General features: G+C 60.8%; 11 protein-coding genes and 2 pseudogenes. 10 read left to right on the forward strand and 3 right to left on the reverse strand.

Translation table 11 applies throughout. The annotated features are described in order from the left end of the window. Positions 1–14 precede the first annotated feature (14 nt). From AYJ54_RS28720 to AYJ54_RS51470, 3 genes are all read left to right on the forward strand, one after another. Positions 15–1,115 carry an ABC transporter ATP-binding protein gene (locus tag AYJ54_RS28720; RefSeq protein ID WP_063704216.1) on the forward strand — a complete coding sequence of 367 codons (1,101 nt, stop codon included), beginning with the start codon at positions 15–17 and terminating at the stop codon, positions 1,113–1,115. Positions 1,116–1,149: 34 nt separating this feature from the next. After that, entirely contained in the window at positions 1,150–2,139 is a 990-nt protein-coding gene (locus AYJ54_RS28725; RefSeq protein ID WP_063704219.1) for a hydroxyacid dehydrogenase, read from the forward strand. Positions 2,140–2,309: 170 nt separating this feature from the next. Then, a complete protein-coding gene (locus AYJ54_RS51470) occupies positions 2,310–2,756 on the forward strand; it encodes a hypothetical protein (RefSeq protein ID WP_063704221.1) in 447 nt (148 codons plus the stop codon). 2 nt (positions 2,757–2,758) lie between these two features. On the opposite strand, the pseudogene AYJ54_RS28735 reads toward AYJ54_RS51470, so the two are convergent. Further along, positions 2,759–3,255 (reverse strand): annotated as a pseudogene (locus AYJ54_RS28735) (DUF1993 domain-containing protein). A gap of 114 nt (positions 3,256–3,369) precedes the next feature. Between AYJ54_RS28735 and AYJ54_RS28740 the strand changes: the two are divergent. Together AYJ54_RS28740 and AYJ54_RS28745 are read left to right on the forward strand one after the other, a co-directional pair. Then, on the forward strand, positions 3,370–4,152 hold the full coding sequence (locus AYJ54_RS28740; RefSeq protein ID WP_063704223.1) for a transporter substrate-binding domain-containing protein: 783 nt from the start codon (positions 3,370–3,372) through the stop codon (positions 4,150–4,152). Positions 4,153–4,203: 51 nt separating this feature from the next. Continuing rightward, a complete protein-coding gene (locus AYJ54_RS28745; protein ID WP_245329154.1) occupies positions 4,204–4,707 on the forward strand; it encodes a hypothetical protein in 504 nt (167 codons plus the stop codon). A 164-nt stretch (positions 4,708–4,871) separates the two neighbouring features. Here the strand turns inward: AYJ54_RS28745 and AYJ54_RS28750 are convergent. Together AYJ54_RS28750 and AYJ54_RS28755 are read right to left on the reverse strand one after the other, a co-directional pair. Continuing rightward, positions 4,872–5,270: pseudogene (locus tag AYJ54_RS28750) on the reverse strand (class I SAM-dependent methyltransferase); the annotation flags it as partial. A gap of 101 nt (positions 5,271–5,371) precedes the next feature. After that, positions 5,372–5,638 (reverse strand): hypothetical protein, encoded by a 267-nt coding sequence (locus tag AYJ54_RS28755; protein WP_063704225.1) that lies wholly within the window; start codon positions 5,636–5,638, stop codon positions 5,372–5,374. Positions 5,639–6,456: 818 nt separating this feature from the next. On the opposite strand from AYJ54_RS28755, the gene ltrA (AYJ54_RS28760) reads away from it, so the two are divergent. The 5 genes from ltrA (AYJ54_RS28760) to ltrA (AYJ54_RS28775) all read left to right on the forward strand — a co-directional run bounded on the left by ltrA (AYJ54_RS28760) (position 6,457) and on the right by ltrA (AYJ54_RS28775) (position 13,104). Further along, the gene (ltrA, locus tag AYJ54_RS28760; protein WP_347337235.1) at positions 6,457–7,956 is read left to right on the forward strand and encodes a group II intron reverse transcriptase/maturase; all 1,500 of its coding nucleotides are present in this window, start codon (positions 6,457–6,459) and stop codon (positions 7,954–7,956) included. Positions 7,957–8,700: 744 nt separating this feature from the next. Then, a complete protein-coding gene (locus AYJ54_RS28765; protein WP_063704227.1) occupies positions 8,701–10,122 on the forward strand; it encodes a hypothetical protein in 1,422 nt (473 codons plus the stop codon). Between the two features lie 150 nt (positions 10,123–10,272). Further along, on the forward strand, positions 10,273–10,905 hold the full coding sequence (locus AYJ54_RS28770; RefSeq protein WP_063704229.1) for a hypothetical protein: 633 nt from the start codon (positions 10,273–10,275) through the stop codon (positions 10,903–10,905). Between the two features lie 132 nt (positions 10,906–11,037). Then, the gene (locus AYJ54_RS49855; protein ID WP_136623991.1) at positions 11,038–11,391 is read left to right on the forward strand and encodes a hypothetical protein; all 354 of its coding nucleotides are present in this window, start codon (positions 11,038–11,040) and stop codon (positions 11,389–11,391) included. A gap of 429 nt (positions 11,392–11,820) precedes the next feature. Next, entirely contained in the window at positions 11,821–13,104 is a 1,284-nt protein-coding gene (ltrA, locus tag AYJ54_RS28775) for a group II intron reverse transcriptase/maturase (protein WP_201724175.1), read from the forward strand. Positions 13,105–13,266: the final 162 nt, after the last annotated feature.

The following is a 13,266-nucleotide window of genomic DNA, read 5'->3' on the forward strand; positions in this document are numbered from 1 at the left end:
GAGGTTGAAGTTTCATGGCTGACGTTTCTCTGCGTAAGGTAGTCAAGCGTTACGACGATGTTGAGGCTGTGCGCGGCATCGATCTCGAAATCGCCGACCATGAGTTCATCGTGCTGGTGGGGCCGTCGGGCTGCGGCAAGTCGACGACGCTGCGGATGATCGCAGGGCTGGAGGACATCAGCGACGGCGACATCCTGATCGGCGGCGACGTCGTCAACGACGTGCCGCCCAAGGACCGCGACATCGCGATGGTGTTCCAGAACTACGCGCTCTATCCGCACATGACGGTCGCCGAGAACATGTCGTTCGGCCTGCGCCTGAAGCACTATCCCAAGGCCGAGATCAAGGAGCGGGTGACGGAAGCCGCTCGCCTCCTCGACATCACCGACCTGATCGACCGCAAGCCGAAGCAGCTGTCGGGCGGCCAGCGCCAGCGCGTCGCGATGGGACGGGCCATCGTGCGCAATCCCAAGGTCTTCCTGTTCGACGAGCCACTGTCCAACCTCGACGCCAAGCTGCGCGTGCAGATGCGGATCGAGATCAAAAAGGTGCACCAGAAGGTGCGCACCACGACGGTCTACGTCACCCACGACCAGGTCGAGGCGATGACGCTCGCCGATCGCGTGGTGGTGATGAACAAGGGATGCATCGAGCAGATCGGCACGCCGAACGAGCTCTACCACAAGCCGGCGACGCGCTTCGTGGCCGGGTTCATCGGCTCGCCCGCGATGAATTTCGTCCCCTGCCGGCTGGAGGATGTCGGCGGCTCGCTCCAGATCCGCCTGACCGACCGCATCGCCTTTACGCTGCCGCCGGCCCGTGCCGCCCGCTACAACGCGCTGCCCCGCACCGACAAGCTGCTGCTCGGCATCCGGCCCGAGCACCTCACCGAGTCGCACGCGCATCTGGAGCCGGGCGTCGAGACCTTCGACACCGTGCTCGACGTCACCGAGCCGATGGGCATGGAGACGCTGGTCTATTTCGGGCTCAACGGCACGCCCATCTGCGGCCGCGTCAACCCCAATGCCGGCGCCAAGGACGGGTCTCCCATGCGTTTGGCGATGGACCTCAACAACATGCACCTGCTAAACGAGGCGACCGGCGTCGTGTTGTGACGGCCGGACAAGAAACTCGCGCAGGCAGGGGACGATGGCGACCAACAAGAAGAAGATTTTTGTCACGCAAACTTTGTCGCAAGGGGCACGCGCCCTTCTCACCGAGCGGGACGATATCGAGCTCGTCGAGTTTCCGAACCTGATCTCCGCTGGGGATTTCGAGGCGATGCTGAAGAGCCATGCGCCGGTCCATGGCGTGGCCCTTGGCGCGACCGCCTTCGGCGAGACCGAACTCGAGGCGTCCAGGGACATGAAGGTGGTGACGCGCATCGGCGTCGGTTACGACGCGGTCGACGTGCCCGCCCTCTCCCGCCGCAAGGTACCGCTGATGGTCGCCGGCTCCGCGAACTCACCATCGGTCGCTGAACAGGCGCTGTTCATGATGCTGACCCTCGCCAAACGCGCGCAGGAGATGCACAGCTGCGTCAAGGACGGCCAATGGGCAGAGCGGCTCGGCATGCTGCCATTCGACCTCTACGGCAAGACCGTCCTGATCGTCGGCTTCGGCCGCATCGGCAGCCGAACCGCCAAGCGCTGCCTGGCGATGGAAATGAACGTTCAGGTCTACGATCCCTACAAGCCGGCTGCCGAGATCAAGGCAGCCGGTTGCGAACCGGTCGCCGATCTTGACGCCGCGCTGCCTCAGGCCGACTTCGTCACCATCCACTGTCCGAAGACGCCGGAAACGGTCGGCATGTTCAATGCGGCACGGATCGGCCGCATGAAGCCGCGGGCCTATCTCATCAACACCGCGCGCGGCGGCATCGTGAAGGAGACGGCACTGTATGAAGCGCTGGTCTCGGGAAAGCTCGCCGGTGCCGGCATCGACGTGTTCGAGGTGGAGCCGCCGCCCGTCAGCAACGCGTTGTTCGCGCTGCCGAACGTCATCATGGCCCCGCACGTCGCCGGCGTCACCGTCGAGGCCGTGAACCGCATGAGCGAGCAGACCGCGCGCAACATCCTGAGTGTGCTGGACGGCGATCCGATCCGGCAGAACATCATCAATCAGGACGTGCTGGGCTAAGCCAAACCGGCAGGCGGGCGGCACATCCGCCCGCCTTCGGAACGCCAGAATACGTCCCATTTTGGTGCAATTCGAGCCCAAACTCAGCCTTAATCAAACGCGCGTAATAAGGTCGGCCGCGCCGGCATTGGGACAGATCTGCCGGCCGCGTCGAGCTGGAGGATGAACCCTTGTCAGAAATCGACCCGACCGATACCGCGCTGGCGACCATTGCCAGCATCCTCGAGCCCGAGCCGGCTGCCGCCCGCGGGGCCGAGCAGCCTGTCGCCGACGAACGTCCCGTCGCTGACGAGCATGACGAGCATCCGGTCGTCGACGAACAGCCGCTGGTGCCGGAGCCGGCCGATGCCGACGGCTACAGCAAGGTCGGCCCCGGACCGATGGTGGCGATCCGTCTCAAATGGACGGTCCATCGCGGCGATGACGGCCAGTATTACGTGCACGAGACCATCGGCGAGCAGTCAGCCCCCGTGATCAGTGGCCCCATGACCAGCGAGGCCGCGGTGCGTTTCGTCGACGAGCACGAGGACGAGGCGCATCGGCGCTTCGAGATCCTGCGCAGCGAGATCGCCGGCCGCAGCTCGCTGGCCGAATTCGAACGCAAGGGCGAAGCTTAGGCTTACCTCCGCCCGAGATAGTCCTTCTTCACGAGTTCGACGCCGGCGTGCCGCAGGAGGTCGTAGGCCGTCGTCACGTGGAAGAAGAACTGCGGCACGCTGAACGTCAACAGCAGGGTGCGTCCGGTGAAGGGCAGCTCCGTCCCGCTCTTCAGCCTGAAGGCGACATTCCGCTCGGCCGCGGCGTCGATCTCGGCGCGCGGCAGGCTTTCGATGAACTCGATCGAGGTCGCAATTCGCGCCTGAAGTCCGGCCATGTCGTGCTCCAGCGGCGGCAGCCCAACCGGCTCGCGCTGCGCCAGCAACGCCGGGGCGATCACCGCGTGACGGCAGGCCTCGCCGACCTGCTGCGCCAGGTCGTACATTTCGGCGCCAGGCGCATGCCGAGCAGAATTGTCGGATTGAACTTGCGAGCCTCGGCATAGGCGACGCCCTTGTCGAGCAGTCCGGATAGGTTGCGCAGGTTCGGGACAAAGAGGCCGACCGAGGCCTCGTACATTGAGATCGCCACCTCTGAATTCCTTTCAATTCCATCTCGCCAGCGATTGGCGTCTGGTCTAAATCCACACCTCACGAGTTGCACAATGACAGCTCGCGCAGGGGTAGAAAAGACATGCTCGTTCGAATCTTGTCGGCTTTGGCCGTGGTGCTGCTGGCGAATTTCTCGGCACATGCGCAGCAGGCGGCGCCCTCGCGCCTGGACGAGATCATCAAGCGCGGGACCTTGCGCGTCGGCATGACCGGCGACTACATGCCCTTCACTTTTCTGGACAAGACCACGCAGCAATTTCGCGGCTTCGACGTCGACATGGCGGAGGCGCTGGGCAAGGCGCTCGGCGTCAAGGTCGAATTCGTGCCGACAGCCTGGCCGAATCTGATGAAGGATTTCGAGGCCGACCAGTTCGACATCGCCATGGGCGGCGTCTCGGTCACCCTCGACCGCCAGAAGAAGGGTTTTTTCTCCACGCCGATCATGCGCGAGGGCAAGACGCCGATTGCCCGCTGCGCCGATGTCGGCAAGTACCAGACACTCGCCGACATCGACAAGAAAGGCACCCGCGTGATCGTCAATCCCGGCGGCACCAACGAGCGCTTCGCACGGGCCAACATCAAGGACGCCGAGATCAACGTCTTCCCCGACAACACCGTGATCTTCGACGAGATCGCCAAGGGTCATGCCGACCTGATGATGACGGATGCCTCCGAGACCCGCTACCAGCAGAAGCAGCATTCCGGCGTGCTCTGCGCGGTGCATCCGGACAAGCCATTCGACTTCTCCGAGAAGGCCTACTGGCTCCAGCGCGACATGGCGCTGAAGGCCTTCGTCGACCAGTGGCTGCACATCTCCATGGAGGACGGCAGCTACAGGAAAATCTACGCCGCCTGGTTCGACTAGCGGGACCGGCGATCTGACGAGCCCGTAACAAGCAATGCCAGGCAAGGAATCATGCGATACATGATGGCGCTCGCAACCGTGCTCGCGATAGCCGGAGCTGACGGCGCGTTCGGAGAGACGAAGTTCACGCCTGCGAGCGGGCCCGGTTGCAAGGACGAATCCAAGGACGAGCTCGGCCTGTGGACCTGCCCGGGCCCGGCGGGCTACGCGGTGCGTTTCGCCGACGAAGGCAACATCGTGTCGCTCACGATCGCGCCCAGGCGCTCGATCGAGAAGCAACAAGGACCGACGGCGCAATGGCGCGGCGCCGGCAAGGCCTTCGGTGACAAGGTGCAGTGGATCATGCGGACCGGAGTGCCAAAGGCCGCCGTGATCCGAACCTGGCGTCGGCCCGAAGGCGACGATGAGAGCGAGATACAGGAACTCTCCGTCTTCGCGATCAATGGCGAGAGAGCCTGCCTCTACGCGGCGATCGATATCCGTGCAGACAAGGCGAATGAGGCCGCCCTCGCACGCGCAGAGCAAGCGGCGGATTCACGCTGTCCGGAGAAGTAGGCCGAGCTGGACGGTTGAGCTTTCGCCCCCTGCCCGTTCGCGACGACTAGGGCGTGCAGTCGTAAATCGCGCGGCAGTCAGGGCGCGTATGAGGTCGGCTGTGCCCCCGATAGCGGCGCAATAGCGAACCTCACCAGAGGTCCACGTTGGGCCCGAAGGAAATATACTCGCCTTGCTTCGCGGTAGCCGGATGTGCGGTCGGGAAAGAACATCGCACCGAACTGGCAACACACGAGATCGAAGGCCGCATTTTCAAACGACAGGGCCAGAGCATCCGCCTGGCGCCACTTGATGCGAGCGTCGGGAGGTTGTCGCGATGCGGCGTAGTCGATCATCGGCTGGTTGAGGTCGGTTACGATATAGCTAGCACTTTGGGGCAGCCTTCGCGTCAGGGCGCGGGTGACAACCCCGCTGCCCGCTGCTGTTTCCAAAACGGCGCTTGGCGACAAGGACGCTGCGCGCCGTGCAATATCCACGGCGTACGGCTCGAAAATCAACGGCACCATGTAGCGGTCGTAATTTTCCGGAATCGAGCCGGCGAACACCTTGTCAGCTTCCAGCATGGTTTATCACCCGTTTGATGGTTCGAATGACGACCAAATGCTCGTCCACTGTGGGGCAATTTCGAACATCGCGAAAGCCCCCTTGGGCCACCAGCGGATGCTCAGGTGTTTGGCTGCCACCACCCGATGATCGCAGCAACGAAGCATGCTACCATGCCGAATGTCGTGCCGTTGATTTGTATCCAGTACCGGACTGGCTCGGTGTCTCTATGAAAAACCTGCGTCGACCACCTCGACCAGTCCAGAAGATCAGAACTGATGAACGTGATTTTTCGCTCGACGAGGCCATACCACAGTTCGCGGCCGGAATAGACACACAACGCGATCGCGACGATGCGATAGGCGATATCAAAACGCCCACTGACCATTAACAGCGTCCTCGGCGTGAAGATGGCCTGCTGAAATAGATAATAGGGCTGCCGTGAATCGGGCGCACAGCGATATCTCAAAGTGTCTCACCGTTAGTAGCGCCGCCTGCCTACAGGTTCATTGGCAATATTGACGGATTGGTCGCAGTGAACGTTATGGCGCAAGACCAAAGTCCGCGCTGGGGTCAGAAGTGGAACTCAATCCACGCCCAGTAAGATGGCGGTTAAGGGCCCATGTGTGGACGTGGTCAGCAGGCTGCCCCAATCCGCTCGCTGGCAAGCCATTCATAGCCGGCGAGTTCGTAGCGCATGATTCGATCCCCGGCTTGGGAGTTTGAATCACGGGCATCCGGGCAAACGCAACGCTCCCGGGCCAAGGCCCCGGTTCGGCGCTTACGGGCAGAAGCGGACATCAACCACCCAAGACCCCCGCTCAATCCGCCGAAAATGACCCATAGCGGTGTGCGCCAGGAAAGCTGGCAAAGAATAGGAGGTGAAAGTCCCCCATGGGGTAAGGACTAGCCATCCGCCCCGACCCCGAGTGATGCGCGGCGTCCCGCGAGGGCCGACGTGAAGCGTTCACAGGGGCGACCACGGGCCAAGTATTGAGCTGCGAAACGGGTCTAATTCCGAGGTGCCGATCTCGTTCTGCTGAAGAGAAGGCAACATCGTCCCATGGCGAAATGGCTTGCATGGGAAGAACCTCGCGCAGTCGGAGACCTTGTGCACGTGGAGAAGTTCTTTGCACGGAACCTGGGAAGTCTCATCCGCGTCCGGGCAGGCAAGCCGGGCCGGTTCATGAAGGCAACAGCCGAACGATGAACATGCACGCGGATGAGAATTCGGACGGGGTTATAGTACCCGAGAAGCGACCGAACAAAGAGGGCTTGCCCTCGGCGGAGGCCGTGGAGGGAAGGACCCCGCCCAAGGGAAACGGCGGCGAGACGGCCGCGGCCCGGACACTGCGCCGGGACACCGCGTCGAACGGACTCATCGCCGTGCGCCGAGCGGCGCGACAGAGCAAGATTGTACGGTTCACTGCGCTGCTGCATCACATCACCATCGATCTTCTGAAGCGGAGCTACCTGTCGCTTGAACGGGACTCCGCGCCGGGCATCGACGGCGTGACGTGGCAGACCTACGGAGAGAACCTCGAAGAGAAGCTAAAGGACCTGCACGACAAAGTGCACCAGGGCAGTTACCGAGCGCGTCCAGCCAGACGTACCTACATTCCGAAGGCTGATGGCTCGAAACGACCGCTGAGCATTCTGTGCCTGGAGGACAAAATCGTCCAACAGGCAGTCGCGACAGTTCTCGAAGCAATCTACGAGGAAGACTTCCACGGGTTCTCCTACGGATTCCGGCCGGGGCGCGGCCAGCACGATGCGCTGGACGCCCTCCACGCCGGCATTCTCAGGAAGCAAGTGAATTGGGTGCTTGACGCGGATATCCGGGGCTTCTTCGATGCCATGGCCCACTCATGGATTATCCGTTTCCTCGAGCACCGTATCGCGGACAAGCGTATCCTGCGCCTCATTGCAAAATGGCTCAAGGTCGGCACTGTCGAAGATGGACGCAGAACACGTGGCGTATGTGGCGCTCCGCAAGGCGCGGTGATCTCACCGATTCTGGCGAACGTCTATCTGCACTATGTGTTCGATCTGTGGGTCCACCGCTGGCGCCTCACAAAGGCGTCGGGCGACATGATCGTCATCCGCTATGCGGACGACACCATCGTCGGCTTTCAGCATGAGCACGAGGCACGGGCGTTCCTTGACGATCTCAAGGAGCGAATGCGCAAGTTCGAACTGGCGTTGCACCCGGACAAAACCCGGCTGATCCGCTTTGGCCGCCACGCGGCCAAGCAACGTGAGAAGCTAGGAGAGGGGAAGCCTGAAACCTTCGACTTCCTCGGCTTCACGCACTTCTGCACGCGGTCACGCAAATGGGGCACCTTCGTCATCGGGCGCAAGACGATCAAGAAGCGGATGCGAGCCAAGCTACTGGCGATCAAGATCGAGTTGCGCAGGATAATGCACGACCCAATCGCGAAAACCGGTGCCTGGGTGAAACAGATGCTGAAAGGGCATCTGAACTACTTCGCAGTCTCGGGTAACCACCCGAGCCTGTGGTGGTTCTTCAACAAGGTGAAGCGGCTCTGGCTCGCGTCGCTCAAGCGGCGCAGCCAAATGGCACGCCTCAGCTGGGAGAGGTTCATCCCGTTCGTCGCCCGCTTCTTTCCGCCAATTAGAACGATACACCCGCTGCCTTGTCACCGCTTCGACGCCAGAACCCAAGGGAGGAGCCCGGTGCGTTAGCAGCGCACGCCGGGATCTGTACGGGGGGCGGCTGGCAACGGCCGTCCCTACCGTGACCATCTCGCTGGCCACAATACCTCCCATGCGATGCTCGTTGCGTATCCTACACGTGACGTGTCCTCACTGTGACGCGACGTATCAAGTCGCAGTATCGGAAACCGTGACCGGCGGTCCCGGCCGGTTTGAATGCCAGCTTTGTGCCAAAGTAGCCGATAGCTGGGACGACTCCAGGTCCATCGCCTGATGGTGTTTTCAAGCGAAGCGTTTCCTGTTTTGCGAGAGCCACCCACTGTGTAGGTGACGCGGCTTGCCAACGCTTTGTTGGTGATGCGAGCCCATAGTTTGATTGTCGCGCTGGCGTTAGTGCGATGACTTGGCTCAATAACGCCGCCGCCGACGCTGCCCAAGGTCGGCCGCGGTTTTATTTTGGCCGTCTCGTTGGCATTGCAATGTCCGTGTTGGCCCATGACGAAGCCGATTCTCAAAAGGAGTGAATCGACGCCGAAGGACGACCCCTTAACGTCGACGAAATCAATCAAAGAGTTGCCGTGCTGATCAGCCTCCGGACCCCACGCCGATGATAACCATCCGACGAGAAAGCAGTTCGAACGTTAACTGGATGTCCTGCGGGTTTCCGTTGTTCACGGATGCGGGTTGCTTGTTCTTGCTATCTAGAGTAGCATAGGCACGGCATGGTTGTCGGGACCTGCACCAGCTCCTGATCAACCTTGAGGGCGAACTCAAATGGCACGCATCGTCGTGGCAGGAACTGAGAACGCGAGCGTCATGGATCCGACCACTGTTGCCGTCGTGGATGCATCGGATCCGGCGAACCCCTCGGTGCAGATGCTGGCGCCGCACATTGGTCAAACGGGCGCGCGTGTTGACGTCGACGGCGGGCTGCTCGCCGTCGGCGCTGAGCTTCCCGGCGTCACTGGCGCTGCCGTGGCACTGTTCGACGTCACCAAACCGAGCGCACCAACGTCAAAAGGTAATGTCACTACGCCACTCACTGGCGGAATAGGCGCACTTGCCGTACACGGCAAGCTCGTGGCGGTTGGCGAATTGTCGAGCCCGAGTGGTGGGCGCGTTGCACTCATCGATGCGAGCGGCGCAACGCCATCCGTCGTCAGCGAAGCGACGACGCCCCTGATTGGGGTCACCATCCAAAAAGACGATATGCTCATGGGGCTGGGGGCGGTCACGTCGGTCGCGTTCTTGAGTGACACGCTAGTCATCGCGGCCGGACCGACGAGCGGCCAGATCATTCTCATCGACTTCTCGAATCGCGCGTCCCCTGTGGTCACACCTATAAACACGACGTTTGCATCGATCGGCTCCGCGGATGCGGACTCCAACGCGCAGCGAATCGTTGCCGGCGATGGCTTTGGCTCCCAGTTCGGGTTATTCGATTCCGGCGCCTCGGTTCTTTCTACTCAGACCGCCACACTGCTGGCTGGCATCACCAGCGTGAGCGTCAGTATGCCGCTGGCCATTGCGGGCTCGACCAATACCGAAGACGTCGCGCTGATCGATTTCAGCGCGCCCAACGTCACGCAGTTCTTCGCAGGGCTAACTGGCGGTGGTGCCACTGCGAAAATCAAAGGTAAGTTTATTGCGCTCGGTTCCCTGGCTGGGCCGTTCGGCCCGAGTCTCGGCAGGCTCCAGTTCTTCGACGCGGCGTCGACAGCGATGCCTCTAGGACACGCTGACGTCAATCTAGCGTCCATTTCAACTGTCGGAATTGCTGAGACGGTTGACGTCACCGCATCTTCTAGTCTGTTGGATTTTGGTAGCGTCGTCGTATTGGCGACGGCCGCAAGGTCCGTCACGTTCAAGAATACCGGTTCGATCGCTCGCAGACTTACGGCCGCAGCGATCATTGGGAGGACGGGCAGTGGGACTTTTGTTATCGCAGCGCCCAGTGCCTTCACGACAATTACGCTAGCAGCCAACGGTGGTTCTGCGACCATCAATGTGACTTTCACCGGTGGAGCCACGACGGGCGCCTCGAGCGCGACGCTCTCTCTTACGACAGATGATCCGGCAGCAACGAATATCCGGGTGTCCCTAACCGGGCGTGTGCGACGCGACTTTTCCGGCTATATACTTCGGCTTTGGAAACTTCTCTTCCCCTCGCACAGATTTCCCCTATTGCCCGGTTAGCGTGAAAAAATACTTTGGTGTCAGTGGATCGGATTCATGTGACTAATTTCACACCTCGTATCGCTCAAGCGCCCTTAGACTTCGGCCGCAAACCCAGCTTCACGCTTTACGTTCTGAACTCCAGCAGGAAATATCTAGAGAGGAGGAACTATGGTAAGCAACAAGATTTGGAACACCGGCGTTAACGAAAACGGGAAGCAGCTCGTGCCGAACAATCTTAATCCTCCAGTTGATCCTCATTGGTTGGTCATTCAGGGGCCCGGCATCACGAACCCGCAAAACGTTTACGTCCTGACTGACCAGAAAGCTGGAAACTACTTTGGGACACCGGATTCCAGGTGGGTTTGGGCCGATGCTTCGGGCAAGGGTGACACCAGCGCAGTCTATGTTTTCCAAACGCGCTTCTACGTCGAAGTCGACCTTTCACAGCATTGGATTCAAATCAACGGGAAATGGAGTGCCGATAACTTTGGTCAGTTTACTATTGACAAAAATCCCTTACCCCCTGGGTCTGGCGATGGGGCAATATTTTTGCCTGCGGGCAACATCGTCTCCAACTACCAGCAACCCCATGACTTCTCGATTTCGCAAGCTCATTTCCTTTCCCTGTCGCGCCTTCGACTCAATGTAGGGTGGCATACCCTAGAGGTGTGGGTTCATAACGAGGGCGCACTGGGCGATGACGATCCAATGGTCAATCCAGCCGGCTTTAACTTGAGCGCAATGAGTATAGAAATTCACCCCGTGCGTAAGATCCCGGTCCTCCATCCACCGGGGTCTTGACCGTGCATTGCCGAACATCAGCATCGATGGGGCGCAAGAGTGAAAACGGCGCTAAAAACCCATAGCTGACATCATGTCGCAACTTTCCGGATTGCGGCGTGGTGGCTTGGCCGCGCGCAGGACAAACATGAGGTGGCGCAAGCTCATTACAATGGCCCAGCGACGTGGCCGCTCGCGGCGCGCGCAACAAACTCAACGCAATGGTGTTTAAAATACTGGTTGGACTCTCCAAAGTCGGCCTTCAACGGTCCTAAGGTTAATCAGCATGCCGATGCGCCGCACCCATCGCAGACGTTTTCAAGAATTGCCGAAGCAAAGAAAGCGAAGACCAAGGCTGCGGAAGCGAAATTGATGATGTCTGCTTGTGGCGTGCGCCGTGATAAGGCGGCGCTTTCCAGTGGGTGCAAGCCCCACCCGGCAAACGCTCCAGCCGGAAGCAACCGGAGCAGCTATGGAGGTGACGAAGTGGCTGAAGCCTTCGGATAGCGTGTCACGATATACGGTGACCGCGCGAGTGTGCAGGCCGTAACGCGAGTGAACGCCGAGCAAGCCTCGAAAAGGACGATGCACAGGCCGACCTGACGGCCATATCAGGGAAGGCTGACACGACTGGGGCGAAGTGAGCGAAGCAATACCTCCAGTCGCTGTGCCGGGGTAGTGGCGACGGCATGTACACAAGGAAAGCGTACGCAACACGGGAGGCCCCACGACGTGGTCAGGGATGACCAACCGGACGCCCGCGAGGGATAGGCCGGGCGCCGTGGGGATGCGGAGGGGTTCGTAGTACCGGTGAAACCGGGTAACGCCGGGGGAGGGAAGGGACCTCAGTTCAAGACGAACGCAAAGACGTGGTGAGGGACCTGGGGATTGGGCAACCTATCAACTCCGAAGAGTGTTCAGAAACTGCAGACGGCGTTGCACGCGAAAGCGAAGGCAGAAGCTGGCTACCGCTTCTACGCCCTGTACGACAAGATCAGCCGGGAAGACATCTTGGCCCATGCCTATGCCCAATGCCGCTCCAACAAGGGCGCACCGGGCGTGGACGGTCAGGACTTCGCGGACATCGAGGCGTATGGGGTGCAGCGGTGGCTTGGCGAACTGGCGCTTGCGCTCAGGCAGGAGACGTATCGACCGGACCCTATCAGAAGAGTGTACATACCGAAGGCCAATGGCAAACTCAGGCCATTGGGCATCTCGACCTTGCGTGATCGGGTCTGCATGACCGCAGCGATGCTGGTGCTGGAACCGATCTTCGAGGCCGATCTTCCACCAGAGCAGTATGCCTACCGTCCCGGGCGAAATGCCCAACAGGCGGTGGTCGAGGTGGAAGCGCAGCTGTTCCGTGGTCACCCGGAAGTCGTCGACGCCGACCTCGCGGACTACTTCGGGAGCATTCCGCATACCGACCTTCTCAAGTCGGTGGCGCGCCGGATCATGGATCGGCGCGTGCTGCATCTGATCAAGATGTGGCTGGAGTGTCCCGTGGAGGAAACCGACGATCGAGGACGAAAGACACGGACGACCGAGGCCCGGGACAACCGGCGCGGCATCCCGCAAGGCTCACCCATCTCACCACTGCTGGCTAACCTCTACATGCGCCGGTTTGTGCTGGGATGGAAGATGCTCGGGCTGGAGCGAAGCCTCGGCTCTCGTATCGTGACCTACGCCGACGATCTCGTAATCCTGCGCAGGCGGGGCAAAGCTGAAGAGGCCTTGCGACAACTGCGCAGGATCATGGGAAGGCTGAAGCTGATGGTCAACGAGGAGAAGACACGAATCTGCAAGGTGCCGGAAGGAGAGTTCGACTTCCTGGGTTACACGTTCGGGCGGATGTACTCAGCGAAAACCGGCCAGGCGCGCCTGGGGTACCGGCCATCGCGCAAGAGCATCAAACGCGTGATCGAAAGCATTCACACGGTCACCGCCCGATCAGGAACTTGGCAAGAGACCACGGAGCTCGTAGGCCAGTTGAACCGCACGCTGCGCGGATGGGCGAACTACTTCAAAGTAGGCACCGTCACCAAAGCGTATCGGGCGCTCGACAACTACGCGGCTGCGCGGTTGCGCCGGTGGTTGCGCTTCAAGCACAAGGTCAGGCGACGCAGGGGCGGGACCTATCCACTCTCGCACCTCTATGGGTACTTCGGGCTCGTACGCCTAACCGCGCTTGGGCGCGACATGCCGTGGGCGAAGGCTTGAAGTCTTGTCCGAGAGCCGGATGCGGGAAATCTGCCTGTCCGGTTCGATGAGCGGGATGTGGAAACGGAGCCAAGGGTGAACCACTAAGGCACCGCCAGACGAAAGAGGCGGCAAACAGATATGTTCAGCCTACCGCCACCGCGCCACATCTCGACTCTACCC

Source organism: Bradyrhizobium centrolobii, assembly GCF_001641635.1.
Taxonomy (GTDB): Bacteria; Pseudomonadota; Alphaproteobacteria; order Rhizobiales; family Xanthobacteraceae; genus Bradyrhizobium; species Bradyrhizobium centrolobii.

What these genes read in the sequence shown, in the direction of transcription:
- AYJ54_RS28740 (WP_063704223.1), top strand. Translation starts at nt 3,370, where the DNA reads ATGCTCGTTCGAATCTTGTCGGCTTTGGCCGTGGTGCTGCTGGCGAAT.
- AYJ54_RS28770 (WP_063704229.1), top strand. Translation starts at nt 10,273, where the DNA reads ATGGTAAGCAACAAGATTTGGAACACCGGCGTTAACGAAAACGGGAAG.
- AYJ54_RS28745 (WP_245329154.1), top strand. Translation starts at nt 4,204, where the DNA reads ATGCGATACATGATGGCGCTCGCAACCGTGCTCGCGATAGCCGGAGCT.
- AYJ54_RS28765 (WP_063704227.1), top strand. Translation starts at nt 8,701, where the DNA reads ATGGCACGCATCGTCGTGGCAGGAACTGAGAACGCGAGCGTCATGGAT.
- AYJ54_RS28755 (WP_063704225.1), bottom strand. Translation starts at nt 5,638, where the DNA reads ATGGTCAGTGGGCGTTTTGATATCGCCTATCGCATCGTCGCGATCGCG.
- ltrA (WP_347337235.1), top strand. Translation starts at nt 6,457, where the DNA reads ATGAACATGCACGCGGATGAGAATTCGGACGGGGTTATAGTACCCGAG.
- AYJ54_RS28725 (WP_063704219.1), top strand. Translation starts at nt 1,150, where the DNA reads ATGGCGACCAACAAGAAGAAGATTTTTGTCACGCAAACTTTGTCGCAA.
- AYJ54_RS28720 (WP_063704216.1), top strand. Translation starts at nt 15, where the DNA reads ATGGCTGACGTTTCTCTGCGTAAGGTAGTCAAGCGTTACGACGATGTT.